The sequence below is a fragment of the Pseudomonas sp. Q1-7 genome, assembly GCF_028010285.1.
Classification (GTDB): Bacteria; Pseudomonadota; Gammaproteobacteria; order Pseudomonadales; family Pseudomonadaceae; genus Metapseudomonas.
This window is the reverse complement of sequence record NZ_CP116304.1, coordinates 1,483,209-1,509,012: the sequence shown is the minus strand read 5'-3', so window position 1 is coordinate 1,509,012 and position 25,804 is coordinate 1,483,209. Positions and strand designations below refer to the sequence as shown.

Here is a 25,804-nt window from a genome sequence, read left to right as displayed (position 1 = left end):
CGCACAAAGAAGCCGACAATTCAGACTAGGTAAGTGATTGATTTATGACAGATAAATCACATGTAACCGTTAACAAGGTTCCGGACCCGATGAGTGAACAGAGTTCCGATCAACCCGATGCCGCCAGCGCCGCCGCGCCCTCGGCCGCCCCCCAGCGTCAACGCGCCAGCCAGTTGGCCCAGGCCCTGCGCCTGGAACTGCGCAAGGCCGTGGTCGGCCAGGCGGCGGTGATCGACGACGTGCTCACCGCGCTGTTGGCCGGCGGCCACGTGCTGGTGGAGGGCGTGCCGGGCCTGGGCAAGACCCTGCTGGTGCGCGCCCTGGCCCGCTGCTTCGGCGGCGAGTTCTCACGCATCCAGTTCACCCCCGACCTGATGCCCAGCGATGTCACCGGCCACGCGGTGTACGACATGCAGAGCGAGCAGTTCAAACTGCGCAAGGGTCCGGTGTTCACCAACCTGCTGCTGGCCGACGAGATCAACCGTGCCCCGGCCAAGACCCAGGCCGCCCTGCTGGAAGTGATGCAGGAACGCCAGGTCACCCTTGAGGGCCGCGCCCTGCCGGTGCCTCAGCCCTTCCTGGTGCTGGCGACACAGAACCCCATCGAGCAGGAGGGTACCTACCCGCTGCCGGAAGCCGAGCTCGACCGCTTCATGCTCAAGCTGCGCATGGACTACCCGGCCGCCACCGAAGAACTCGACCTGGTGCGCCAGGTCACCCGCTCGGCACGCGCCGATATGCTCGACGTGGCGCCCCTGCGCACCCTGTTCCAGGCCCGTGACGTACTGGCGCTGCAGAAGATCGCCAGCGAACTGCCGGTGGACGACCAGGTGCTCGACTACGCCGTTCGCCTGGCCCGGGCCACCCGCAGTTGGCCAGGCCTGGCCATGGGCGCCGGGCCGCGTGCCTCCATCGCCCTGGTGCGTGGCGGGCGCGCCCGCGCGCTGCTGCGCGGCGGCGAGTTCGTGCTGCCGGACGACGTCAAGGGCTGTGCCCTGGCGGTGCTGCGCCACCGTGTGCGGCTGTCGCCGGAACTGGATATCGAAGGCCTGTCGGTGGACCAGGTGCTCCAGCAACTTCTCGACCAGGTGCCGGCGCCCCGTCTATGAAACCCTCCCGCGCACTGCTCGCGCTGGTGGCCACGCTCTTCGGCCTGGCCCTACTGCTCGGTGCCCTGCCGGCCTTGGGCATCGGCCTGCCGGCGGCGCTCGGTCCGCTCTGGTGGGGCCTGCTCTGCGCCCTGGCCCTGCTCGGCGCGCTCGACGCCTTCTGGCTGCGCCGCCTGCCGTCGCCACGCCTGGCCCGCGCCCTGCCGGGGAACCTGGCGCTGGGCCGCTGGAGCGAAGTCAGGCTGACCTTGCACCATGACTACGGTCGCACCCTGGAGATCGGCGTGTTCGACCAGGTGCCGGCGGCCATGGAATTCGAGACCCTGCCCCGCCAGGTGGCCCTGCATCCCGGCGAGCACACCGAATTCGGCTATCGGGTCCGCCCGCTCAAGCGCGGACACTTCCGCTTCCCCGCCTGCGAAGTCCTGCTGCCCGGTCCGCTGGGCCTGTGGCGCCACAAGCGGGTGCTGGAACTGCCCGGCGAGACACGCGTCTACCCGGATTTCGCCCGCCTTTATGGCGCCCAGTTGAAGGCGGTGGACGACTGGCTCAGCCAGCTCGGCGTGCGTCAGCGCCCGCGCCGCGGTCTTGGCCTGGAGTTCCACCAACTGCGCGAGTTCCGCGACGGCGACACCCTGCGCCAGATCGACTGGAAGGCCACCGCGCGCAAGCGCACTCCCATTGCCCGCGAGTACCAGGACGAGCGCGACCAGCAGATTGTCTTCCTGCTCGACTGTGGCCGCCGCATGCGCAGCCAGGACGGCGATCTGTCGCATTTCGACCATGCCCTCAACGCCAGCCTGCTGCTCAGCTACGTGGCCCTGCGCCAGGGCGATGCGGTGGGCCTGTCCACCTTCGCCGCCGAGCGTGACCGCTTCGTCGCACCGGTGAAGGGGCCGGCCCAGCTGAATGTCCTGCTCAACGGCGTCTACGACCTGGACAGCACGCTGCGCCCAGCCGACTACAGCGCGGCCGCGGATGGCCTTCTGGCCCGCCAGCACCGCCGCGCCCTGGTGGTGCTGGTGAGCAACCTGCGCGACGAGGACGACACCGAGCTGTTCGGTGCCGTAAAACGCCTCGGCCGCCAACACCGCCTGCTGGTGGTCAGCCTGCGCGAGGAAGTGCTCGACAACCTGCGCCACACGCCGGTGCAAGGCTTCGATGACGCCCTGGCCTACTGCGGCACGGTGGATTACCTCAATGCCCGCAACAGCCTCCACGAGCGACTCGCCGCCCACGGCGTGCCGGTGCTGGACGCACGCCCCAGCGAACTGGGCCCGCAGTTGGTAAGCCGCTACCTGGCGTGGAAAAAGGCCGGGGCCCTGTAACCGCGGTTGCAGTCAGTAGATCCTGGATGAAATCCAGGGGGGAACCTGACCGCCGCTCCCGGGTTTCATCCGGGCTCTGTACCTTTCCTGCAGGGGCGATTTCAACGGCTATGTCTGCGTTAAGTGTTGCTAGCAGGTCTGGCGCCTAGCTGATTACCGAGTTCCGCTGAGGTTTCTGGTTTCGTCCCCCGGACGAGTCACTTTCTCAGTCGCCGAAAGTAACCAAATGGCTTGCCCCTGCATCCGGCCCGACTGCGTCGGGTGCCCTCGCTGCATCCTTGCGCCGGGGGCACGGCGTGAGGGGCCATCCATGGCCCCGCACGCCTCTCGCGGCATCCATGCCGCTCGTCCCCCTCTGCAAGGATTCCGCTCGGCCTCCTGACGGGGCGGGGTCGCTGCCCCACCTTTCTCTGCTCGGTGTCAGACCGCTGGTGGCTTCAGGACTGTTTGCACCTTGTCGGCGCGAGTCACCCCTCGCCCGCTTACGGGAGAGGGGCGGGGGAGAGGGCTGTGTCAGGCTGGCGCAGAGGCCTGAACGAACCGCGCTAGGGCCCTCCGTCTGAAACCATAACAGCTAACGCGAACATAGCCATTTCAATCGCCAAGGAGACCGCAGGTCTCCCCACCCCCAAAGAAAAAGGCGAAGCCACGTGGCTTCGCCTTTATTCATTCCGCCGAGGCTCAGTGGTGCTTGCGCGGCACCGGTTTGAGCAGTTCGGTCGGGGGCATCTCGCAGTTGATCTTGCGCCCCAGCAGCTCCTCGATCGGCGGCAGGGCGAAGGCGTCGTCCTCGCCAGCGAAGCTGATGGAGGTGCCACTGGCGCCGGCACGGCCGGTACGGCCGATGCGATGGACGTAGTCGTCCGGGTCTTCCGGCAGGGTGAAGTTGATCACGTGGCTGATGCCGTCGATGTGGATGCCACGGCCGGCCACGTCGGTGGCCACCAGCACACGGATCTTGCCTTCACGGAAGCCTTCCAGGGTGCGGATACGCTTGTGCTGAGGCACGTCGCCGGACATCTGGGCGGCGCTGATGCCGTCCTTGGTCAGGCGCTCCTCGATGCGGCGCACCTCGTCCTTGCGGTTGGCGAACACCATCACCCGCTCCCAGTTGTTCTGCGCCACCAGGTTGTACAGCAGCTTGTACTTGTCGCTGCTGGCCACGGCGTAGACGTGCTGTTCGACGGTCTCGCTGGCGACGTTCTCCGGCTCGATCTCGACGATGGCGGGGTCGACGGTCCACTGCTTGGCCAGGTTCATCACGTCTTCGGTGAAGGTGGCGGAGAACAGCAGGGTCTGACGCTCGCCCTTGTACGGGGTCTGGCGAATGATCTGGCGGACCTGCGGAATGAAGCCCATGTCGAGCATGCGGTCGGCTTCGTCCAGCACCATCACCTCGACCATGTCCAGGTGCACCTCGCCGCGCTGGTTGAAGTCCAGCAGGCGGCCGGGGGTGGCCACCAGGATGTCGCAGAAGCGCGACTCCAGTTGCCTGAGCTGCTTGTCGAAGTCCATGCCGCCGACGAAGCTCATGACACTGAGGCCGCTGTACTTGGTCAGCGCCTGGGCGTCCTTGGCGATCTGCACCACCAGCTCGCGGGTCGGCGCGATGATCAGTGCGCGGGGTTCGCCCATGTAGCGTTCTTTCGGCGGCGGGGTCTGCAGCAACTGGGTGATGGTGGAGATGAGGAAGGCGGCGGTCTTGCCGGTGCCGGTCTGGGCACGGCCGATGGCGTCCTTGCCCCTGAGGGTGTGGCCGAGGACCTGGGCCTGGATCGGGGTGCAGTAGGGGAAGCCGAGGTCGTGGATCGCGTGCATCAGCCGCGGATCGAGGTTGAAGTCATGGAAGCGGGTCTTGCCCTCCTGGGGCTCCACCACGAAATCCTCGAGCTTCCAGGTATCCACAGGCGCGGCCGCCTTGGCCGGGCGCTCGCGACGCGGTTTGTCGGACTTGGGCTTGTCGCCGCGCGGCTTTTTCTCGCCACGGGGCGGACGTTCGCTGGAGCCTTCGGCCTTTTCGCCTGCTGCACGAGGCGCTTTCTTCGGTTTGGCCGGACGCTCTTCCTTCTCGGTACGGGCGGGGGCTGGAGCGGTGGGGGCGGGGCTGGCCTGCGGCTCTTCACCCTTGCTGAATATCTTCTTGAGTGCCTTGAGCACGGTGGTCTCGTCGATTGGTTAAGGAATGAACGGCCGCCAGTGTAAAGCAAGATGCCCGCAGGGCGAAGTGCTGCGGGCATTCAAGGACTTGACGCGGACTAAGGAAGACTCTCCAGCAGCAGCCGGCGGACATTGCCGCCCATGATGGCGGCGATGTCCGCCTCGCTGAACCCGGCCGCCTTCAGGCCCTGGGTCAGCTGTGCCAGGCCACTGGTATCGAAGGGCGTATGCACCGCACCGTCGAAGTCCGACCCCAGGGCGACATGCCGCACGCCCACCTTGTCGACGACATAGCGCATGGCCTTGACGATGGCGGCCACCGAGGTATCGCAGACCGCGCCGTCCCAGTAGCCGATGCCGATGACCCCGCCGGTGGCGGCGATGCGCTGGATGTGCGCGTCGCTCAGGTTGCGGGGCCCCGGGCAGGTGCCTTCGACGCCGGTGTGGGATACCAGCACCGGGCGCTCGGCCATGGCCAGCACGTCGTCGATCAGCGCACGGGACGCGTGGGCCAGGTCGACCAGCATCTTCTTTTCTTCGAGGCGGGCGATCACTCGGCGGCCGAAGGGGGTCAGGCCGCCCTTCTCCAGGCCGTGGGCGGAACCGCCGACTTCGTTATCGAAGAAATGGGTCAGGCCCATGATGCGGAAACCCGCGTCGTACATGCGGTCGACGTTCTCCAGCTTGCCTTCCAGCGGGTGCAGGCCCTCGGTGGCGAGGATGGCGGCGACTTGGTTCGGGGCCTTCTCCCAGGCCGCGAGATAGCCGGCGAAGTCGTCGCGGCTGCGCACCAGGGTCAGCTTGCCCCGGCTGCCGGCGGCGGCCTCTTCGAGTTTCCGGCCCTGGTACAGGGCGCGCTCCAGCAGGCTGCTCCAGGTTGCGCGCGGCCAGCGCTGGGCCATCGCCAGCAGGGTGATGTCGTCGCTGTCGGCGCCATTGCTTTCGTAGTTGAGGCCGCGTGGGGTCTTGGTGACGGTGGAGAACACCTGCAGGCCGACATGGCCTTCCAGCAGACGCGGCAGGTCGCTGTGGCCGAAGTCATGGCGCTCCAGCAGGTTGCGGTTCCACAGCAGGGCGTCGTCGTGCAGGTCGGCGACGAACAGGGTCTTGTGCAGATTCTCGGCGTCGTCCGAGGCGCGGTAGGGCGGCGGCACGGCCACCGTGTTCATCTCGCGGTCGAGGAACCCTGGCAGGTAGAAGAAAATCCCCAGGCCAACGGCCAATAGCAGCAGTAAAACGATCGAAAGTTTACGCATGTCCAGCTTCCCGGCTGTCTGTGTAGTGAACGGACTCTAGCAAACAGACGTTCGAGGGAAGCCGAAATCCAGGCCGAGGCGTCCTCGGGGTGCGATTCGTTCACCAGAAGGACTAAGGCGCCCTACCCATTCAGGCGGTTACGCCCTTCCTGCTTGGCCTGGTAGAGCGCCGTGTCGGCCCGCGAAATCAGGCCCTGCAGGCTGTCCGGCTGGCGCATTTCGGCCAGGCCGATGGAGACGGTCACGCCGGGCAGCACCCCCAGCGGCGAATAGAACGAGGGAATCTGCTCCAGGCTACTGCGCAGCCGTTCGCCGATGGTCCGCGCCTCATCGCCGTTCATTTCCGGCAGCAGGATGACGAACTCCTCGCCCCCATAGCGGGCCATGCTGTCCTTGGGCCGCAGCTGGTTGCGCAGGGTGTGGGATACCAGGCAGAGCGCGTAGTCGCCGGCCAGGTGGCCGTGACAGTCGTTGTAGGCCTTGAAGTGGTCGACATCGAGCATGAGCATCGACAGCGGCTGGTCGTTAAAGGTGCAACGGGTGCTCTCGCGCTGATAGATGTGCTCCAGCCAGCGCCGGTTGAAGAGCCCGGTGAGGGTGTCGATCTTGGCGTTCTGCTCGGTGTCGAGAATGATCCGGTTGCCCTGGCGCACGCGGTCGCAGAGCACTTCCAGCAGGTTCTGCATCAGCTGCGGCGACTGCTGGAACAGCTTGACCAGGGACTGGCGATGCAGGCGCAGGGTTGTGGTGGGCTCGCTGGCCACCACATAGGCCGAAGGATGGTCATTGTCGATGAAGCTGATCTCGCCAGCACATTCGCCCGGCTCGATGCTACTCACCGGGCTGTTGTCCAGGGAGCCGAGGTAGACCTTCAGCCGCCCGCTCATGACCAGATACAGGTACTGGTTGCGGTTGAACGGCGACAACAGGATTTCACCGGCCTCCAGGTCGCAGGCACGGAATTCCTTGAGCAACTGTTCGAGGTTGTTCGCGGTGACGTTCTGGAACAGACGCAGTCGGCTCAGCAGAGCCAAGTCTTCTTGCCAGTGGACATGCTTCATGGCTGCAACGGCCTCGGATGGCAGTCGAAGCGGACGGCACCGCTAACGATCCCTGTTTCAGGTGTTAACCCGCTGCGACAGTATTCCCGCACTTTTTGACTGGCAATGCCCAGCCAAAGTTGGGCCGACAGACGGCCGGATATCGGTGGGGAACGCGACGATTCCTGACGTTGGCCACAATTTCGTCACACGCATCCGTGCCTGTCCGGGAAGCGCAGGGCCGCCCGCAAGCGGCCCCTCGCCCCCCTGGCGTCAGGGCAGGCGGTACTTCACCGCATACCCCGCCATGCGCGCCTCCAGGCGTGCCCGCAGCGCCGCATCCAACCCCGGCGCGCGAATCTCGGCAACCTGGCCATGGCGGTCGTCGCCGACCACCTCGACCTTCACTCCCGGCGCGATGGCGCCCAGAACATCCTCCAGCGCGCGGCGGATGGCGTCGAAACGCAACGCCGGCTTGAAGGTCTTGCCCACCGCGGTGACCGGGATGGCGTCGATGATCCAGACATCCTTGGGCACCGCCGCGCGCTCGGGCACATGCTGCGCCGCGTGCTCCAACAGCTCCGCCTCGCTGACGCAGGCGCCGGGTTTGAGCTGGACATAGGCCACCGGCAGTTCGCCGACCTTGTCATCCGGCTTGCCGACGGCGGCGGCCATGGCCACGGCCGGATGCCGGTGCAGGGCTTCCTCGATCATCTGCGGGTCGATGTTGTGGCCGCCGCGGATGATCAGGTCCTTGCTGCGGCCGGTGAGCCAGACGTAGCCATCGGCGTCCATGCGCCCCAGGTCGCCCGTGTTGAACCAGTCGCCGTCGATCCAGATGTCCTTGTTCTTGTTCGCCTGCAGGTAACCCTTGAACACGGTCACGCCCCGCACGCAGAGATTGCCGATCTCGTCCGGGGCGGCATCGCGCAGATAGCGGCCCTGCTCGTCGAGCACCGCAATCTTCACCTGGCAGTAGGGCATGCGCATGCCGATGGAACCGGGCCGGCGCTCGCCATGGGCAGGGTTGCCGCAGGTGCCGCAGGTGGCTTCGGTGAGGCCGTAGCCCTCGATCAGCCTGAGGCCGGTCTTGGCCTCGAACTGGCGGATCAGCTCCACCGGCATGGGGGCCGCGCCACACAGGGCGTAACGCAGGCTGGACAGGTCATGGCCTTCGCTGGGCACCTGCAGCAGGCCCGCGTAGATGGTCGGCACGCCACTGAAGAAACTCACCCGGTAGCGCTCGATGACTTTCCAGAAGTTCTGGATCAAATGCGGGTTGCGGTAGCCCTGGGGCGTGGCGACGAGAATCTCGGCGCCGGCGAAGAACGGGGCGAGCCCGGTCACCATCACGCCGTTGACGTGGAACAGCGGCAGGCCGCAGAGGGTGTTGTCGCCCTCCCCCAGGTTGATGGCGTAGGCCAGGATCATCGCCATGGCCACCTCGTTGCGGTGGCTGTGGGGCGCCAGTTTGGGCGTACCGGTGGTGCCACCGGTATGGAAGTAGGAGGCGACGTCGTCCGGCGCGATCACCCGGCCGCTCTGCAGGTGATCGTCGGGGAAGCGGTCGAGCAGTTCGTCGAAGTCCAGCACGCCATCGGACCAGTTGCCGCGTTGCGCCTTGATGGCACTGCGCTGCGGCTCGGGCAGCAGGTTGGCGAGGTCCACCGTGACGATGGCCTCCAGCTCCGGCAGGCGCTCCCGCAGGCCGGCCACCTTGTCCCAGAGGTCGGTGCCGGGGAATGGCGCCAGGGTCACCAGCACCCTGGAGTCGGCCGCCTGGATCAGCTCGGCGATGTGCTCGGGCTCCAGCAGCGGGTTGATGGCGTTGACCACGCCGGCCGCCTCGCCGCCCCAGATCGTGAAGTGGGTCTGCGGCAGGTTGGGCAGCAGGAAGGACACCGCCTTGCCCGGCCGCACGCCCAAGTGGTGGAAGGCGTTGGCGGCCTGGGTGACCCGCGCCAGCAATTGACCGTAGCTCAGCTCATAGGGCGTTTCGTTGGCGTCGCCCTGGAGCAGGAAGGTCATCGCGCGCTTCTGCGGATGGCGTTCGGCGCTGCGCCGAATCAGCTCATAGGTGCTGTCCGGCATGCCGCGTTCTTCCAGGGAAAGACGTTCGATTGCTTCGATATCGCGCAGGGTGGCGATGGGCGGGGCGGATGTCTGGGCCATGGTCGCTTCTTGTTCTGTGGGGTTGGGTCAGCTATGCAGACGCTCCACCAGCCAGGCGCCGATGTCGCGGATCTGCTGTGGCAATACCTCGTGGGCCATCGGATAGTCGCGCCACGCCACGGGAACCCCGGCAGCAGCGAGGCGATCGTGGGCAGCGCGGCCCATCGCGGGCAGCACCACGTCATCAAAGGTGCCATGCAAGCAAAGGACCGGCAGTTGTCGTTTTGTATCCGGCAGCGTCATCCCGTCAGTGAAGGTCGGCGCGTAGGTGGACAGCGCCAGTACCCCGCCCAGCTCGTCCGTCCAGCTCAGGAAGGCGGTGTGCAGCACCACGGCGCCGCCCTGGGAGAAACCGGCGAGGAAAATGCGCCGGGGCTCGATGCCGCCATCGACCTGTGCCTGCAGCAGGGCCACCACCTGCGCCGCCGACGCCTCCAGTTGCGCCTCGTCGATGGCGCGCTCCGGACTCATGGCGAGGATGTCGTACCAGGACGGCATGGACCAGCCGCCATTGATAGTGACCGCACGGGTCGGCGCCTGCGGCAGCACAAAGCGGGTGGTGCCCAGGACCTCTTGCAGGGCCTCGGCGACCGGCAGGAAGTCGTAACGGTCCGCGCCCAGGCCGTGGAGCCAGATAACGCAGGCATCGGCGCGATGTGTGGGCTCGAGAATCAGTGTGTCGCTCATGTGTGGCTCCGTTGTGGTGCATCTGCACAAAAATGAGGCAATGCCGTCCGTGAGGACGGTTTGATAACTGAAGAAGATGTCGCAAGGCTAAAACTTTACCTATTGACCTATCGGAATAGGCCTACTGGCACCTGGCTGGTACGCCCTTTGCTAATCAGCAGCAGATCGAAACACGCCCCGGTTTGCGGTAACACCAGGCGTGCAACGGGTTGGGTAGCGGCTTCGGCCACTGCCTTGCAAGTGATCGCCTGGTGGCATTCAGGGTGGTCGCAATCCGTCTCCAGCCCATTTGACCAATGGGCGAGGAAAGGTCTGGTGGCGAGCGGAGCAGCGCCAACTAGACTCCTTCCTTAGGTCCGACACCCCGGTTGACCTTTTCCAGTGCATGAAAGGTTGAACCTGCCTCACGAGGGTACGGCGGTGGGACCGAGACTCCAACACCAATAAAAGCAACTGGAGGTTTTGATGAAGATGGTGAAATCCACCCTGGCCGTGCTGACCGCGGCAACCGTTCTCGGTGTCAGCGGTTTCGCGCAGGCGGGCGCCACCCTGGACGCGGTGAAGAAGAAAGGTTACGTGCAATGCGGCATCAGTGACGGCCTCCCGGGCTTCTCCTACGCCGATGCCAAAGGCAACTACAAGGGCATCGACGTCGACGTCTGCCGCGCGGTTGCCGCCGCGGTATTCGGCGATGCCAGCAAAGTGAAGTACAGCCCGCTGACCGCCAAGGAACGTTTCACCGCGCTGCAGTCCGGCGAAGTCGACGTCCTTTCGCGCAACAGCACCTGGACCAGCTCCCGCGACGCCGCCATGGGCCTGAACTTCACCGGCGTGACCTACTACGACGGTCAAGGCTTCCTGGTGAACAAGAAGCTCGGCGTATCCAGTGCCAAGGAACTCGACGGTGCCACCGTCTGCATCCAGGCCGGTACCACCACCGAGCTGAACCTGTCCGACTACTTCCGCGCCAACAGCCTGAAGTACACCCCCATCACCTACGACACCTCCGACGAGAGCGCCAAGTCCCTCGAGTCCGGTCGTTGCGACGTGCTGACCTCCGACCAGTCCCAGCTTTATGCACAGCGCATCAAGCTGGCTGCGCCGGACGAGTACGTGGTGCTGCCGGAAGTGATCTCCAAGGAGCCGCTCGGCCCGGCCGTGCGCCAGGGTGACGAGGAGTGGTTCGACATCGTGCGCTGGTCCCTGTTCGCCATGGTCAACGCCGAGGAACTGGGCCTGAACTCGAAGAATGTCGAAGAACAGGCCAAGACCACCAAGAACCCCGACGTTGCCCGTCTGCTGGGCACCGAAGGCGAGTTCGGCAAGGACCTGAAGCTGCCGAAGGACTGGGCGGTGCAAATCGTCAAGCAAGTCGGCAACTACGGTGAAATCTTCGACCGCAACATCGGTGCCGGTAGCGAGCTGAAGATCGAACGTGGTCTCAACGCCCTGTGGAACAAGGGCGGTCTGCAATACGCACCGCCGGTGCGCTGACCGTCACCCGTCGGCGGCAGGAAGCCGTCGACGGGTTTGCGTTCCAAGTAACGAGAACCCCGGCCGTCAGCAGGGAAGCGGATCGGCCGGGCTTCCGAGAGGGCTGTCATGCAAACTCCTGATAACGCTCCGCGTCTGCGTGGTTCGGTCCTGACCGACCCCAAGGCGCGCGCGTGGCTATTCCAGATCGTCGCGGTCGTCGCGGTCATCTGGCTGGGCTGGTACCTGTTCCAGAACACCCAGCACAACCTTGAACAACGAGGCATCCTGTCCGGCTTCGGGTTCCTCCAGCAAAGCGCCGGCTTCGGCATTTCCCAGCACCTGATCGAATACAGCGAGAGCAACAGCTATGGCCGCGTCTTCGTCATCGGCCTGCTGAACACCTTGCTGGTCTCTGGCATCGGTATCTTCTTCGCGACCATCCTCGGCTTCATCCTCGGCGTGGCGCGGCTGTCGCCGAACTGGCTGATCTCCAAGCTGGCGACCGTCTATATCGAGACCTTCCGCAACATCCCGCCGCTGCTGCAGATCTTCTTCTGGTACTTCGCCGTGATGCTGCCCATGCCCGGCCCACGACAGAGTTTCAGCCTGGGCGAGCACTTCTTCCTCAACAACCGTGGCTTGTACCTGCCGGCCCCGACGCCGATCGAAGGGTTCTGGCCCTTCCTGGTCGCCCTGGCGCTGGCGCTGCTGGCGATCTTCGTCGTCGCTCGCTGGGCCAACGCACGGCGCGAGGCGACCGGCCAGCGCTTCCCGGTGCTGATCACCGCGCTGGTGCTCCTGGTGGCGATACCGGGGCTTGCATCCCTTGCGTTCGGTGCCCCCTTCACCTGGAGCCTGCCGGAACTCAAAGGCTTCAACTTCCGCGGCGGCTGGGTGGTGATCCCCGAGCTGATCGCCCTGACCCTGGCGCTGACCATCTATACGGCGGCGTTCATCGCCGAGAACGTACGTTCCGGTATCCAGGCGGTCAGCCACGGCCAGACCGAAGCCGCGCGCTCCCTCGGCCTGCCCGGCGGCAAGACCCTGCGCCTGGTGATCATCCCGCAGGCCCTGCGCGTGATCATCCCGCCGCTCACCAGCCAGTACCTCAACCTGACCAAGAACTCGTCCCTGGCGGCCGGCATCGGCTACCCGGACATGGTGTCGCTGTTCGCCGGCACGGTGCTGAACCAGACCGGCCAGGCCATTGAGGTGATCGCCATTACCATGAGCGTCTACCTGGCCATCAGTATCAGCATTTCGATCCTGATGAACTGGTACAACAAGCGCATTGCGCTGATCGAGCGGTGAGGTCCGAGCCATGACGACACACGTATTCAAGCCCGACCAGCCGCCACCCCGGATGAGCGTCGGCGCCTTGGGCTGGCTGCGCGCCAACCTGTTTTCCAACGGCTTCAACACCCTGCTGACCCTGCTGGCGATCTACCTGATCTGGCTGATCGTTCCGCCGCTGCTGGAGTGGGCCCTCTTCAAGGCCGACTGGACCGGCACCACCCGCGCCGACTGCACCGGCGAAGGTGCCTGCTGGGTGTTCATCCAGCAGCGCTTCTCGCAATTCATGTATGGCTTCTACCCCGAAGCCCTGCGCTGGCGGCCGGACCTTGCGGTCTGGCTGGCGATCATCGGCGCAGCGCCACTGTTCATTCCGAAGTTCCAGTGGAAGGCCTACTACGGCCTGGGCTTCCTGGTGGTGTATCCGATCCTCGCCTACTGGCTGCTGCACGGCGGCTTCCTGGGCCTGCCGACGGTTTCCACCAGCCGCTGGGGCGGCCTGATGCTGACCCTGGTGATTGCCTCGGTGGGTATCGTCGGCGCGCTGCCCCTGGGCATCCTGCTGGCCCTCGGGCGTCGTTCCGACATGCCGGCCATCCGCGTCATCTGCGTCACCTTCATCGAGTTCTGGCGGGGCGTGCCGCTGATCACCGTGCTGTTCATGTCTTCGGTGATGCTGCCGCTGTTCCTGCCCGAGGAGTTGAACTTCGACAAGCTGTTGCGGGCGCTGATCGGCGTGATCCTGTTCCAGTCGGCCTATATCGCCGAGGTGGTGCGCGGTGGCCTGCAGGCCATTCCCAAGGGGCAGTACGAAGCCGCGGCCGCGATGGGCCTGGGCTACTGGCGGATGATGGGCCTGGTGATCCTGCCGCAAGCCCTGAAGCTGGTGATCCCCGGCATCGTCAACACCTTCATCGCGCTGTTCAAGGACACCAGCCTGGTGATCATCATCGGCCTGTTCGACCTGCTCAACAGCATCAAGCAAGCCACCACCGACCCGGCCTGGCTGGGGATGGCCACCGAAGGCTATGTCTTCGCCGCCCTGGTGTTCTGGATTTTCTGTTTCGGCATGTCCCGCTACTCCATGAGCCTGGAGCGCAAGCTGGACACCGGCCACAAGCGTTAGGAGTCACTCCATGACTGAAGCAAGCAAGAAAGTTGCCGACGAGCCGATCATCCGCATGCAAGGCGTGAACAAATGGTACGGCCAGTTCCACGTGCTGAAGGACATCAACCTCGACGTGCAGCAGGGCGAGCGTATCGTCCTCTGCGGCCCGTCCGGCTCCGGCAAGTCCACCACCATTCGCTGCATCAACCGCCTGGAGGAGCACCAGCAGGGCCGTATCGTCGTCGACGGCACCGAACTGACCAGTGACCTCAAGCACATCGAGCTGATCCGCAGTGAAGTGGGCATGGTGTTCCAGCACTTCAACCTGTTCCCCCACCTCACGGTGCTGCAGAACTGCACCCTGGCGCCCATGTGGGTACGCAAGATGCCCAAGCGCCAGGCCGAGGAAATCGCCATGCACTTCCTGGAGCGCGTGCGCATCCCGGAGCAGGCCGCCAAATACCCGGGCCAGCTCTCCGGCGGCCAGCAACAGCGCGTGGCCATCGCCCGCGCGCTGTGCATGAAGCCGAAGATCATGCTGTTCGACGAACCCACCTCGGCGCTCGACCCGGAAATGGTGAAAGAAGTGCTCGACACCATGATCGGGCTGGCCGAAGACGGCATGACCATGCTCTGCGTGACCCATGAGATGGGCTTCGCCCGCACGGTCGCGAACCGCGTGATCTTCATGGACAAGGGCGAGATCGTGGAACAGAACGAGCCCAATGCCTTCTTCGACAACCCACAGAACGAGCGCACCAAGCTGTTCCTGGGGCAAATCCTGCACTGAGGATCGGCGCAATGAAAAAGGGAGCCTTCGGGCTCCCTTTTCTTTTGAACACGCTGTGTGAGCGGGGTCACTCGCCGTAGATATCGAAGTCGAAGTACTTGGCCTGGATCGCCTGGTATTTGCCGTTCTCGCGCAGGGTCTTGATGGCGGCGTTGAATTTCTCGCGCAGCGCGTCATCCCCCTTGCGCACGGCAATGCCGGCACCCTCGCCGAAATACTTCGGGTCGTTCAAGACCGGGCCGACGAATGCGTAGCCCTTGCCGTTCTCGGTCTTGAGGAAGCCTTCGTTGAGCGGGAAGACATCGGCCAGCACGGCATCCAGGCGGCCGGAAAGCAGGTCGAGGTAGATCTCGTTCTGGGTGCTGTAGCGCACGACCTTGATGCCCTTGGGCTCCAGCACCTCGGTGGCGAAGCGGTCAGTGGTGGTGGAACGCTGGGTGCCCACGGTCTTGCCCACCAGGCTGTTGAACTCGGGGTCGACCTGGACGCCCTGCTTCATCACCAGGCGCGCCGGGCTGTAGTAGTACTTGCCGGTGAAGTCCACGGACTTCTTGCGCTCATCGGTGATGGTCATGGACGACAGCACGGCATCCACCTTCTTCACCTTGAGGGAGGGAATCAGGCCATCGAACTCCTGCTCGATCCACTGGCACTTGACCTTCATTTCTTCGCACATGGCATTGCCGATGTCGTAGTCGAAGCCGGCGATCTGCCCTTCCGGGGTCTTGAAGGCGAAGGGTGGATAAGCGGCTTCGATGCCGATGCGCAGGGGCTTGTCGGCGGCGAATGCGCTGGAGGCCAGCAGGCTCAGGGCAAGGCTGCCCAGCAGAACGAGTTTCTTCATGGTGCGACTCCCGCAGTACGGATGGATGCCCGCCAGAGGACTTGGCGAACCGGTTCGGAATGGGTTTGCGAGGCAGAAGAAAAGGCCGCCGGGACGGGCGGACATGGGGATGGCGTGAGTAGCTGGCTGGGGATCATGGTGGATGCCGCTATCTTGTACTTGTAAGTCCATACTGGACTTAAATGTACATATCGTCAATCACCCAAAAGTAAGCCCGGCGGGGCCGGGCTTGCTGATCGGTGCCACGAATGACTTGTGGGAGCGAATTTATTCGCGAAAGGCCGCAGCGCGGCCCCAAGGTTCCCGTATGGCGGGCCGTTGGCCTGCTTCGCGAATGAATTCGCTCCTACAGAAAAACGGATACTTCGCCACCCCTTATTCCCAGCGCTCGGCCGCCGCCTTGTCACTGTAACGCCCTTCCACCCAGCGCGGGCCTTCGGCGGTGTCTTCCTTCTTCCAGAACGGCGCGCGGGTCTTGAGGTAATCCATGATGAAGTTGCAGGCGTCGAACGCCGCCTGGCGGTGGGCGCTGGCGGTGCCGACGAAGACGATGGGCTCGCCCGGCTCCAGCCGGCCGATGCGGTGGAGTATCTCCACATTGAGCAGCGGCCAGCGTTCCCGCGCCTCGACGGCGATCTTCTCCAGGGCCTTCTCGGTCATCCCGGGGTAATGCTCGAGGAACATGCCCGCCACCTCCTGGCCGTCGTTGAAATCGCGCACGTAGCCGACGAAGCCGACCACCGCGCCAATGCCGACATTGGCCGCGTGCAACGCGTTGAGTTCGACACCCGGATCAAAGCCGGTTTCCTGCACGCGAACGGCCATCTCAGCCTCCGGTAACCGTGGGGAAGAACGCCACCTCGTCGCCATCGGCCAGCGCCTCGTCCAGGCTGCACAACTCCTGGTTGCGGGCGCACATCAGGTTCTGCTCCGCGAGCACTTCCCAAACGCCGCCACGGGCCAGCAGGTGCTGACGCAGGTCGTCCAGCTTCGCGAACGCCGCGTCCCAGTTGAGCTGCTCGCCTTCGATGCCAAGCGCTTCACGGTAACGGGCGAAATACTGCACGCGAATCATCATTGCTCCCCGGCCTGGTAGTGGCCGCTCTTGCCGCCCCGCTTTTCCAGCAGGCGCACGTTTTCGATGGTCATGCCGCGGTCCACCGCCTTGCACATGTCATAGAGGGTCAGGGCGGCGACGCTGGCGGCGGTCAGCGCCTCCATTTCCACCCCGGTCTGCCCGGCCAGCTTGCAGCGGGCGACGATGCGCACGCAGTCCTCCCCTTCGGCTTGCAGCTCCACCTTGACGCTGGTGAGCATCAGCGGGTGGCACAGGGGGATCAGATCGGAGGTCTTCTTCGCCGCCTGGATGCCGGCGATCCGGGCCACGGCGAAGACGTCGCCCTTCGGGTGGCCGCCGGCCTGGATCATGGCGAGGGTTTCCGGGCGCATGCGCACACGGGCTTCAGCCGTCGCCTCACGGGAGGTCACCGCCTTGTCGGTGACGTCGACCATGTTGGCGTGGCCTTCGGAATCGAGATGAGTAAGCACAGCAGGTCTCCTTGCACAGGAGACCGATTGTATACAGAAACCCGCGCCGGGCGGCAGTTGCCGCCCGACGGGAGTCGTGGGTCACATGTGTGCTTCGGCGAACTCCGCCAGCACGGAGCGCGGCACGCCCTGGAGGGTGATGTGCACGCCGTGGGGGAAATCCTTGAAGCGTTCGGTGAGGTAGGTCAGGCCGGAACTCGGCGCGGAGAGGTAGGGGGTGTCGATCTGCGCCAGGTTGCCCAGGCAGATCACCTTGGACCCGGTGCCGGCACGGGTGATGATGGTTTTCATCTGGTGCGGCGTCAGGTTCTGGCACTCGTCGATGATGATCAGGCTCTGCTGGAAGCTGCGGCCACGGATGTAGTTCAGGGATTTGAACTGCAGCGGCACCTTGCTGAGGATGTAGTCGACGCTGCCGTGGGTGCTCTCGTCCTCCATGTGCAAGGCTTCCAGGTTGTCGGTGATCGCCCCCAGCCAGGGCTCCATCTTCTCCGCCTCGGTGCCGGGCAAAAAGCCGATCTCCTGGTCCAGGCCCTGCACGCTGCGGGTGGCGATGATGCGCCGGTAGCGCTTGCTCACCATGGTCTGCTCGATGGCCGCGGCCAGCGCCAGGATGGTCTTGCCCGAACCCGCCGCACCGGTGAGGTTGACGAGGTGGATATCCGGGTCCAGCAGCGCGTAGAGCGCCAGGGCCTGATACACGTCGCGCGGCCTTAGACCCCAGGCTTCCTGGTGCAGCAGCGGTTCCTGGTGCAGGTCGAGGATCAGCAGTTCATCGGCCTTGATGCCCTTGATCCAGCCGACGAAGCCCTGCTCGTCGACGATGAACTCGTTGACGTGCACCGCCGGCAGGTTGTCGGTGAGCTGGACGCGGTGCCAGGTACGGCCGTGGTCCTGGCGGGTCTCCACCTTGCTCACGCGGTCCCAGAACGAGCCCGGCATGTCGTGGTAGCCACGGGACAGCAGGGAAACGTCGTCCACCAGTTGGTCGGTGTGGTAGTCCTCGGAGTCGATCCCGCAGGCCCGTGCCTTCAGGCGCATGTTGATGTCCTTGGTGACCAGCACCACGTCCATCCCCGGCTTGCGGCTCTTCAGCTCCACCAGTTGGTTGATGATCTTGTTGTCGTTGAGGTCTTCCGGCAGCCAGGTGACCGGCGCCGCGCGCTTGCTCATGAGGATCGAGAGGAAGCCGCAGGGGCCGCTCTTCTCGCGCTGGATGGGAACACCGTGCTCCACTTCCTCGGGTGTGGCGCCGCTGAGGATCTTGTCGATGTTACGGATGGCCTGCCTGCATTCGGCGGCAACGCCCTGCTTGCCGGTCTTGAGCTTGTCCAGTTCCTCCAGCACGGTCATCGGAATGGCCACGTGGTGTTCCTGGAAGTTCAGCAACGCGTTGGGATCATGGATCAGGACGTTGGTGTCGAGCGCGTACAAGGTTGGAGCGGTAGGGCGGGAGCGTCCGTGGTCATCCATACTCGGTCACCTTCTTATAGGGCCAGGCGACGGAATGCCAGGCTGGCGCTCCGCCGCGAAGGGCCGCCGACCTCTTCCTTCCGGGTCATGCCGGGCGGGAGAAGGTGCCAACAAGGTGAGGGCCAATGGCCGCCACCTGTCTGCAGGGTTCGGCGGTCTGTTTTTTTAATACTCCATTCGGGATGACAGAAAAAAGAATTTTTTTGCCTGTACGAGTCTTTTTTCACACACACACAAAAAGGCCTTGGCGTGTAGGAAAGCGCCCGTTAAAGTCGAAAGTCCCCTCTGATGAAATCTCGCCATTTTCCTACATCGGTCGAGTCCGGTTCGCCCCTCGACGGCGCCTCCCCGCATCCGCCATCCCGTTTTCCCGCGCCTGCCTATCGGCGGGATAGGTGGAGCCACGGCGGGCAAATCCCTAGAATCGCCGCATTCCCGAAGGAGACGATTCGATGCTATTGGTGATTTCCCCTGCCAAGACCCTGGATTACGAAACCCCGCCGGCAACCCCGCGCTTCACCCAGCCGCAGTTCCTCGACCATGCCCAGGAGCTGATCCAGCAACTGCGCGAGCTGAGCCCGGCGCAGATCGCCGAACTGATGCACCTGTCCGACAAGCTGGCCGGCCTCAATGCCGCCCGCTACGGCAGCTGGCACCCGGACTTCACCCCGGACAATGCCAAGCAGGCCCTGCTGGCGTTCAAGGGCGACGTCTACACCGGCCTGCAAGCCGAGGACTTCAGCGAAGCGGATTTCGACTTTGCCCAGCAGCACCTGCGCATGCTCTCCGGCCTCTACGGCCTGTTGCGCCCGCTGGACCTGATGCAGCCCTATCGCCTGGAAATGGGCACCCGACTGGCCAACGCCCGCGGCAAGGACCTCTACGCTTTCTGGGGCGAGCGCATCAGCGGCTGGCTGAATGACGCGCTGGCGGCACAGGGCGATGACATCCTGCTCAACCTCGCCTCCAACGAATACTTCAGCTCGGTCAAGCGCAAGGCCCTGAACGCGCGAGTGATCGACACCGAGTTCAAGGACCTGAAGAACGGCCAGTACAAGATCATCAGCTTCTACGCCAAGAAGGCCCGCGGCCTGATGGCCCGCTACGTGATCAAGGAGCGGCTGACCGACCCGGAAGGCCTCAAGGACTTCAACGACCAGGGCTACCGCTACTCCGCGGAGCATTCGAAGCCGGACAGCCTGGTGTTCCTGCGGGACCATCCACAGGACTGACAGCACCAACCCCGCCGCCCGGCGGGGTTTTCATGTGTGCCTCCCCGCACCCTGCCTACCCTCCCAGCGCCGCTCCGCTGGTGCGCACAGCACCCGGCAATGCGAACTCAATATCACTTCAAGATCATATAGCCGCCACCCCTACGAACTTGATACTGGCCAAGTTGCTTTTCTGTACTGGCCAACTTGTTCTCGAATAGTGGCCAACTTGCAAAATGCAATATCGCAAAATCGGTATTTTGCACTACCCGGAACTTTTCCAAATCCAGCCAACTCTGAAAGTGCCACGAGAAGAACGCTGGCAATAGTCAAAAAACTGCAACAGTGAAAAACAGGGACGAACGGCAGGAACTATCCGAAAAGCTGGATACTCATACCCCCGAGACTTAATTCCTCACACCCTGTTCCGGTGTGATTTCAAACTGCCTTGATCGCTATCGGCATACAGCCGAGGGATAGCTTTTATCTGGTGAAAACCAAACAAGTTAATTAAGGAGAAACACAACAAACTCGACCAACTGGACAAAACCAGCGAGCCAGAGCCATTGCGGCGATCAGCTCAGGACTCTACCCGGGCAAGCGTTACGACCAGCCCAGTTCAGGCGCCCTAACTTTGGCGTCCGGTATTACTCATGCCTGCGCACTGGAAAGTTGCTAGTGCAACGTAACGGTGCAAACCAAAGCGACAGTAACGTCACTTATTAAACAGCGTGCTTAAAGGACGAGGTGAATACGATGCAAATCAGCATCTTCGGTTTGGGCTATGTTGGTGCAGTGTGCGCCGGCTGCCTCTCTGCTCGTGGTCATGAAGTTGTCGGTGTCGACGTTTCTCAGACCAAGATCGACCTGATCAACAAGGGCAAGTCGCCCATTGTCGAACCCGGCTTGGAAGAACTTCTGCAACAAGGCGTGAAGTCTGGCCGCCTGCGCGGCACCACTGATGTCGCCGGTGCCGTGCGTGACACCCAGGTGTCGTTCATCTGCGTTGGCACCCCGAGCAAGAAGAACGGCGACCTGTCGCTGGACTACATCGAAGGCGTCTGCCGCGAAATCGGCTTCGCCCTGCGCGACAAGACCGAACGCCACACCGTGGTCGTGCGCAGCACCGTGCTGCCGGGCACGGTGAAGAACGTGGTGATCCCGATCATCGAAGACTGCTCCGGCAAGCAGGCCGGCGTCGACTTCGGCGTGGCGGTGAACCCCGAGTTCCTGCGCGAAAGCACCGCGATCAAGGACTACGACTTCCCCCCCATGACCGTCATCGGCGAGCTGGACAAGGCCGCCGGCGACCTGCTGGAAACCCTCTACCGGGAACTGGACGCGCCGATCATCCGCAAGGACATCGAAGTCGCGGAGATGATCAAGTACACCTGCAACGTCTGGCACGCCGCCAAGGTCACCTTCGCCAACGAGATCGGCAACATCGCCAAGGCGGTCGGCGTCGATGGCCGCGAGGTGATGGACGTGGTCTGCCAGGACAACAAGCTCAACCTGTCCAAGTACTACATGCGCCCGGGCTTCGCCTTCGGCGGCTCCTGCCTGCCCAAGGACGTGCGCGCCCTGAACTACCGCGCCACCTCCCTCGACGTGGACTCGCCGCTGATCGGCTCGCTGATGCGCAGCAACGCCGGCCAGGTGCAGAAGGCCTACGACATCATCGCCGGCCACGACAAGCGCAAGATCGCCCTGCTCGGCCTGTCCTTCAAGGCCGGCACCGACGACTTGCGCGAGAGCCCGCTGGTGGAGCTGGCCGAGATGCTGATCGGCAAGGGCTTCGACCTCAGCATCTACGACCGCAACGTCGAGTACGCCCGCGTCCACGGCGCCAACAAGGACTACATCGAGTCGAAGATCCCCCATGTGTCCTCGCTGCTGGACAGCAACTTCGACGCGGTGGTCGACAAGGCCGACATCATCGTCCTGGGCAACCGCGACGAGCTGTTCGCGCCGCTGGCCCAGAAAGCCCCGGCCGGCAAGCAGGTGATCGACCTGGTGGGCTTCATGCCCAGGGGCACCCAAGGCAACGCCGAGGGCATCTGCTGGTAAGCGCCCGCCCCTCCCCTCGCGGGAGGGGCACGCCCAACGCCATCGGGACGAGAACACCTATGGACAAGATCAAGCATGGCCTGCTCGAAGCCTCGGGCTGGCTGTTCTACCTCATCGCGCTGATGCTGCTGGCCCTGGCCCTGCCCACGTCGGTATTCGACCCCGACTCCAGGCATTTCCTGCTGCTGATCGGCGCCGTGGGCATCTGGCGCTATTCCATGGGCGCCCTGCACTTCGTGCGCGGCACGTTGTTCCTCTACGTCGTCTACCCCTGGTACAAGCGCCGCCTGGCGAAACTGGGCGACGCGGCCGCCCCGTCCCACGTGTTCTTGCTGGTCACCAGCTTCCGCATCGAAGCCCTCACCACCGCCATGGTGTATCGCTCGGTGATCCAGGAGGCCATCGACTGCGGCTACCCGACCACCGTGGTCTGCTCCATCGTCGAGCTGTCCGATGAGCTGCTGGTGAAGAACCTCTGGGCCAGGCTCGCCCCGCCGGCGAGGGTCAAGCTGGACTTCGTGCGCATTCCCGGCACCGGCAAGCGCGACGGCCTGGCCTACGGCTTCCGCGCCATCTCCCGGCAGTTGCCGGATGCCAACGCAGTGGTGGCGGTGATCGACGGCGATACGGTGCTGGCCGAAGGCGTGGTGCGCAAGACCGTGCCCTGGTTCACGCTCTTCCCGAATGTCGGCGGCCTGACCACCAACGAGTTCTGTGAGGTGCGCGGCAGCTACATCATGAGCGAGTGGCACAAGCTGCGTTTCGCCCAGCGCCACATCAACATGTGCTCCATGGCGCTCTCCAGGCGCGTGCTGACCATGACCGGGCGGATGTCGGTGTTCCGCGCCAGCGTGGTGACCGATCCGGACTTCATCGCCGATGTGGAAAGCGACCACCTGGACCACTGGCGCCTGGGTCGTTTCCAGTTCCTCACCGGTGACGACAAGTCCAGCTGGTACAGCCTGATGCGCCTGGGCTACGACACCTTCTACGTGCCGGATGCCGCCATCAACACGGTGGAACACCCGCCGGAGAGGAGCTTCGTCAAGGCCAGCCGCAAGCTGATGTTCCGCTGGTACGGCAACAACCTGCGGCAGAACGCCCGCGCCCTGGCGCTGGGTCCACGCCGCCTTGGCTGGTTCACCACCGTGGTCCTGGCCGACCAGCGCGCCTCGATGTGGACCTGCCTGCTGGGCCTGGCCGTGGCCATCATCGCCAGCCTCAAGTACAGCATCGCCTACCTGCTGGTGTACCTGCTGTGGATCGGCCTCACCCGCCTGGCCCTGACGTTGCTCCTGAGCATCAGCGGCCACCGGATCGGGCCGGCCTATCCGCTGATCCTCTATTACAACCAGATCGTCGGGGCCCTGGTGAAGATCTACGTCTTCTTCCGCCTCGACCAGCAGTCCTGGACCCGCCAGAACACCAAGCTCAACCGTGACCTCGCCAGCTTCTCGCGCTGGTTCAACACCTGGTCCTCACGCGCCATGACCTTTTCCGCGACCAGCGTATTCATCGCCACGCTGCTGGCGATCGTGTGAGCACAAGGAACCTGACAGGAATCGAAGCCATGAATACAGCCGTCAACCTCAATGTGGTGCATGAATCCGAAGCCCAGCGCCAGCACGCGCGGGTGAAGATCCCCGGCAAGGTCCGCTACATCGCCCGGGGCGAACGCCTCGAGGCGGCGCTGCTGGATGTCTCCGCCGGCGGTTTCGCCTTCACCGCCGCCCCTGCAGGCGCCCGTGTCGGCGACCACCACAAGGGCCGCCTGATGTTCCAGATCGACGGCCTGAGCCTGGGCCTGGACGTGGAGTTCCAGGTGCGCGCCGTGGACAGCCGCAACGGTCGCATCGGCTGCGTTTTCCACAACCTGCAGCCGCGTGACATCGCCACCCTGCGTTACCTCATCAGCGCCCACCTCTCGGGCGAACTGGTCAGCGCCGGCGACCTGCTCAACACCCTGCAGCGCGAGAACTTCACCAAGCCGCGCAAGGGTGGCGCGGGCGGCGGCATGGGGCCCCTGGCACGCGTGAAGGCGGTGGGATTCAGCGCCGGCATCTTCGTTGTCGGCGTCGGCGCCTTCGCCTACATCCTCAACGCGTTGTACGGCCTGTACTTCGTCACCCATGCCGACTCGGCCATGGTCGCGGTGCCCTCCATGCAGGTCACCATGCCCCGTGAAGGCACGGTGCAGAGCCTGGTGGAGGCGGACGCCAGCGTGGAGAAAGGCGCCCCCATCGCCTCCTTCAACGCAACCCTGCTGGAGATGCTCAAGGGCCACCTGAGCGACGACCAGCTCACGCCGAAGAACGTCGAAGCACTGTTCGGCAAGCAGATCAAGGGCACCCTCACCAGCCCCTGCAACTGCAAGATCGCCCGCCAGTTGGTGGCCGACGGCCAGTTCGCCAGCAAGGGCGACGTGATCTTCGAACTGGTGCCCCAGGACACCCAGGCCACCGTGCAGGCGCGCTTCCCCTTCCGCAACATCGCCCAGGCCAGACCCGGTGCCCGCGTCAGCTTCCGGGTGGCCGGCGAAGACCAGGTGCGCCACGGCAAGATCCTCGGCAGCCACCTGCAGGACGGCAGCCTGTCCGCCGACATCCGCGCCACCATCCAGCCCGACGAGCCGCTGCCGAGCAGCCTCGCCGGCCAGCCGGTGGAGGTCAGCATCGATCGTGGCCCGTCCGTCGACTGGCTGATCGACCGTGCCCTCGCCACAGGCTTCTGAGGAGGGCGCAACCATGGCCCATCACGCAACCCCGCTGCTGCTGGCCACCGCCATCGCCCTGGCCGGCTGTGCCGGACTGCCCGACGAGCGCCTTGCCCGCGAAGCGCTCAAGCAGGGCGACAGCGCCACTGCCGAGCAGCACTTCCGCCAGTTGGCCGAACTCGGTTACGCCGATGCCGCGGTCGGTCTGGCCGACCTGCAGGTGGCCAGCGGCGACCCCGACGCACTGCGCAAGGCCGAACAGACCTACCGCCAGGCCATGGACCAGTCGTCCCGCGCCAAATCGCGCCTGGGCAAGCTGCTGGCGCGCAAGACCGAGCCCAGCCCGGCCGAGCGTCGCGAGGCCGCGCAGCTGCTGGAGGAGTCCTTCGCCGCCGGCGAAGCAAGCAGCCTGCTGCCGCTGGTGATGCTGTACCTGCAGTACCCGCAGGACTTCCCCACGGTGAACGTGCCGGCACGCATCGCCCAGTGGCGTGCCGAAGGGCATGTCCAGGCCGAGCTGGCGCAGATCCTCTTCTATCGCACCCAGGGCACCTACGACCAGCACCTGGCGGAGATCGAGCGCATCTGCACCGCCAACCTGGCCGTGGCCGACATCTGCTATGTCGAACTGGCCACCGTCTACCAGAAGCAGGGCAATGCCGATGCCCGGCAGACGTTGCTGGACCAGCTGATGGCGGGCTATCGCACCGGGCGCATCCCCGCCCAGCGCGTGGACTCCGTGGCCCAGGTGCTGGCTGACGCCGACCTCGGCACGCCCGACGAGGGCCAGGCCCAGGAACTGCTGGAAGCCGTTGCACCAGCCTACCCCGCCGCCTGGGTAAACCTGGCCAAGCTGCTCTACGAATACCCCGGCCAGGGCGACACCGAGCAGATGCTGGGTTACCTGGAGAAGGGCCGCGCTGCCTCGCTGCCCCGCGCCGAGCTGCTGCTGGGCCGCCTCTACTACGAAGGCAAGCTGGTGCCGCTGGACCCGCAGAAGGCCGAGGAACACCTGCTAAAGGCCGCCCCCACCGAACCCACCGCTAACTACCTGCTGGGCCAGATCTACCTGCGCGGCTACCTGGGCGACATCGCCCCGGACAAGGCCCTGGAGCACCTGCTCAGCGCGGCGCGCAATGGCCAGATCAACGCCGACTTCGCCCTGGGGCAGATGTACGCCCAGGGCAAAGGCATCCAGCCCAACCTGGTGAACGCCTATGTCTTCAGCCAACTGGCGCTGCCGAAGAACACCCCGCAGGCCCTGGAACTGGCGCAACGCGTGGAACAGCAACTGGCGCCGGCCGAGCGCGCCCGCGCCGAACAGCTGCTGCGGGAAGAACGCGCGGTGCGCGGCGCAGCAGCGCCCGACGCCCAGATGAGCAGCCTATGAATTCCCATCCGCAGCGCCCTCGTAGGTTGGCGTTGAGCGCAGCGAAACCCAACAAGGTGCGCGCAGCGTACCCCTCCGCGTTGGACCTCGCAGGCTCGGCACCAACCTACGAAAAAGCGCAGCCCGCGGACCGAGAGAGATG

21 protein-coding genes are annotated in these 25,804 nt (G+C 64.7%); 11 read left to right on the top strand and 10 right to left on the bottom strand.

The features are described from left to right. Positions 1 to 89: 89 nt before the first annotated feature. Entirely contained in the window at positions 90 to 1,109 is a 1,020-nt protein-coding gene (locus tag PJW05_RS07000; protein WP_271410997.1) for an AAA family ATPase, read from the top strand. Then, positions 1,106 to 2,437, top strand: coding sequence for a DUF58 domain-containing protein (locus tag PJW05_RS06995; RefSeq protein ID WP_271410996.1), 1,332 nt, complete (start codon positions 1,106 to 1,108; stop codon positions 2,435 to 2,437). The genes PJW05_RS07000 and PJW05_RS06995 overlap by 4 nt, the downstream gene beginning before the upstream one ends. A 681-nt stretch (positions 2,438 to 3,118) precedes the next feature. Here the strand turns inward: PJW05_RS06995 and rhlB are convergent. From rhlB to PJW05_RS06970, 5 genes are all read right to left on the bottom strand, one after another. Beyond that, the gene (gene rhlB, locus PJW05_RS06990; protein ID WP_271410995.1) at positions 3,119 to 4,594 is read right to left on the bottom strand and encodes an ATP-dependent RNA helicase RhlB; all 1,476 of its coding nucleotides are present in this window, start codon (positions 4,592 to 4,594) and stop codon (positions 3,119 to 3,121) included. Between the two features lie 98 nt (positions 4,595 to 4,692). Next, complete coding sequence (locus PJW05_RS06985) at positions 4,693 to 5,850, bottom strand: dipeptidase (RefSeq protein ID WP_271410994.1); 1,158 nt, start codon at positions 5,848 to 5,850, stop codon at positions 4,693 to 4,695. Between the two features lie 122 nt (positions 5,851 to 5,972). Then, positions 5,973 to 6,911, bottom strand: coding sequence for a GGDEF domain-containing protein (locus tag PJW05_RS06980; RefSeq protein ID WP_271410993.1), 939 nt, complete (start codon positions 6,909 to 6,911; stop codon positions 5,973 to 5,975). 252 nt (positions 6,912 to 7,163) lie between these two features. After that, positions 7,164 to 9,062 carry an acyl-CoA synthetase gene (locus tag PJW05_RS06975; protein ID WP_271410992.1) on the bottom strand — a complete coding sequence of 633 codons (1,899 nt, stop codon included), beginning with the start codon at positions 9,060 to 9,062 and terminating at the stop codon, positions 7,164 to 7,166. Between the two features lie 27 nt (positions 9,063 to 9,089). Beyond that, the gene (locus PJW05_RS06970) at positions 9,090 to 9,749 is read right to left on the bottom strand and encodes an alpha/beta hydrolase (RefSeq protein ID WP_271410991.1); all 660 of its coding nucleotides are present in this window, start codon (positions 9,747 to 9,749) and stop codon (positions 9,090 to 9,092) included. 465 nt (positions 9,750 to 10,214) lie between these two features. Between PJW05_RS06970 and PJW05_RS06965 the strand changes: the two genes are divergently transcribed. The 4 genes from PJW05_RS06965 to PJW05_RS06950 all read left to right on the top strand — a co-directional run bounded on the left by PJW05_RS06965 (position 10,215) and on the right by PJW05_RS06950 (position 14,416). Continuing rightward, the gene (locus PJW05_RS06965; RefSeq protein ID WP_271410990.1) at positions 10,215 to 11,243 is read left to right on the top strand and encodes an amino acid ABC transporter substrate-binding protein; all 1,029 of its coding nucleotides are present in this window, start codon (positions 10,215 to 10,217) and stop codon (positions 11,241 to 11,243) included. Between the two features lie 108 nt (positions 11,244 to 11,351). Continuing rightward, a complete protein-coding gene (locus PJW05_RS06960; protein WP_271410989.1) occupies positions 11,352 to 12,536 on the top strand; it encodes an amino acid ABC transporter permease in 1,185 nt (394 codons plus the stop codon). 10 nt (positions 12,537 to 12,546) lie between these two features. Further along, a complete protein-coding gene (locus PJW05_RS06955) occupies positions 12,547 to 13,644 on the top strand; it encodes an amino acid ABC transporter permease (protein WP_271410988.1) in 1,098 nt (365 codons plus the stop codon). Positions 13,645 to 13,654: 10 nt separating this feature from the next. Further along, entirely contained in the window at positions 13,655 to 14,416 is a 762-nt protein-coding gene (locus PJW05_RS06950) for an amino acid ABC transporter ATP-binding protein (RefSeq protein WP_271410987.1), read from the top strand. A 67-nt stretch (positions 14,417 to 14,483) separates the two neighbouring features. Here the strand turns inward: PJW05_RS06950 and PJW05_RS06945 are convergent, their stop codons facing one another. The 5 genes from PJW05_RS06945 to PJW05_RS06925 form a co-directional block, all read right to left on the bottom strand. Next, positions 14,484 to 15,260, bottom strand: a complete 777-nt coding sequence (locus PJW05_RS06945) for an ABC transporter substrate-binding protein (RefSeq protein ID WP_271410986.1) — start codon at positions 15,258 to 15,260, stop codon at positions 14,484 to 14,486. Between the two features lie 375 nt (positions 15,261 to 15,635). Further along, complete coding sequence (gene moaE / locus PJW05_RS06940) at positions 15,636 to 16,085, bottom strand: molybdopterin synthase catalytic subunit MoaE (protein ID WP_271410985.1); 450 nt, start codon at positions 16,083 to 16,085, stop codon at positions 15,636 to 15,638. Between the two features lies 1 nt (position 16,086). Continuing rightward, positions 16,087 to 16,335, bottom strand: a complete 249-nt coding sequence (locus PJW05_RS06935; RefSeq protein WP_271410984.1) for a MoaD/ThiS family protein — start codon at positions 16,333 to 16,335, stop codon at positions 16,087 to 16,089. Next, entirely contained in the window at positions 16,335 to 16,808 is a 474-nt protein-coding gene (moaC, locus tag PJW05_RS06930) for a cyclic pyranopterin monophosphate synthase MoaC (RefSeq protein ID WP_271410983.1), read from the bottom strand. The genes PJW05_RS06935 and moaC overlap by 1 nt, the downstream gene beginning before the upstream one ends. An 81-nt stretch (positions 16,809 to 16,889) precedes the next feature. Beyond that, positions 16,890 to 18,281, bottom strand: a complete 1,392-nt coding sequence (locus tag PJW05_RS06925) for a PhoH family protein (protein WP_271410982.1) — start codon at positions 18,279 to 18,281, stop codon at positions 16,890 to 16,892. A 452-nt stretch (positions 18,282 to 18,733) separates the two neighbouring features. On the opposite strand from PJW05_RS06925, the gene yaaA reads away from it, so the two are divergent. The 5 genes from yaaA (at position 18,734) to algK (ending at position 25,662) form a co-directional block, all read left to right on the top strand. Beyond that, positions 18,734 to 19,513 carry a peroxide stress protein YaaA gene (gene yaaA, locus PJW05_RS06920; RefSeq protein WP_271410981.1) on the top strand — a complete coding sequence of 260 codons (780 nt, stop codon included), beginning with the start codon at positions 18,734 to 18,736 and terminating at the stop codon, positions 19,511 to 19,513. A gap of 735 nt (positions 19,514 to 20,248) precedes the next feature. Continuing rightward, a complete protein-coding gene (algD, locus tag PJW05_RS06915) occupies positions 20,249 to 21,559 on the top strand; it encodes a GDP-mannose 6-dehydrogenase (RefSeq protein ID WP_271410980.1) in 1,311 nt (436 codons plus the stop codon). Between the two features lie 59 nt (positions 21,560 to 21,618). Beyond that, positions 21,619 to 23,100 (top strand): mannuronan synthase, encoded by a 1,482-nt coding sequence (gene alg8 / locus PJW05_RS06910; RefSeq protein ID WP_271410979.1) that lies wholly within the window; start codon positions 21,619 to 21,621, stop codon positions 23,098 to 23,100. A gap of 29 nt (positions 23,101 to 23,129) precedes the next feature. Continuing rightward, complete coding sequence (locus PJW05_RS06905) at positions 23,130 to 24,290, top strand: alginate biosynthesis protein Alg44 (RefSeq protein WP_271410978.1); 1,161 nt, start codon at positions 23,130 to 23,132, stop codon at positions 24,288 to 24,290. A 13-nt stretch (positions 24,291 to 24,303) separates the two neighbouring features. Further along, positions 24,304 to 25,662 (top strand): alginate biosynthesis TPR repeat lipoprotein AlgK, encoded by a 1,359-nt coding sequence (gene algK, locus PJW05_RS06900; RefSeq protein WP_271410977.1) that lies wholly within the window; start codon positions 24,304 to 24,306, stop codon positions 25,660 to 25,662. The last annotated feature ends 142 nt before the right edge of the window (positions 25,663 to 25,804 follow it).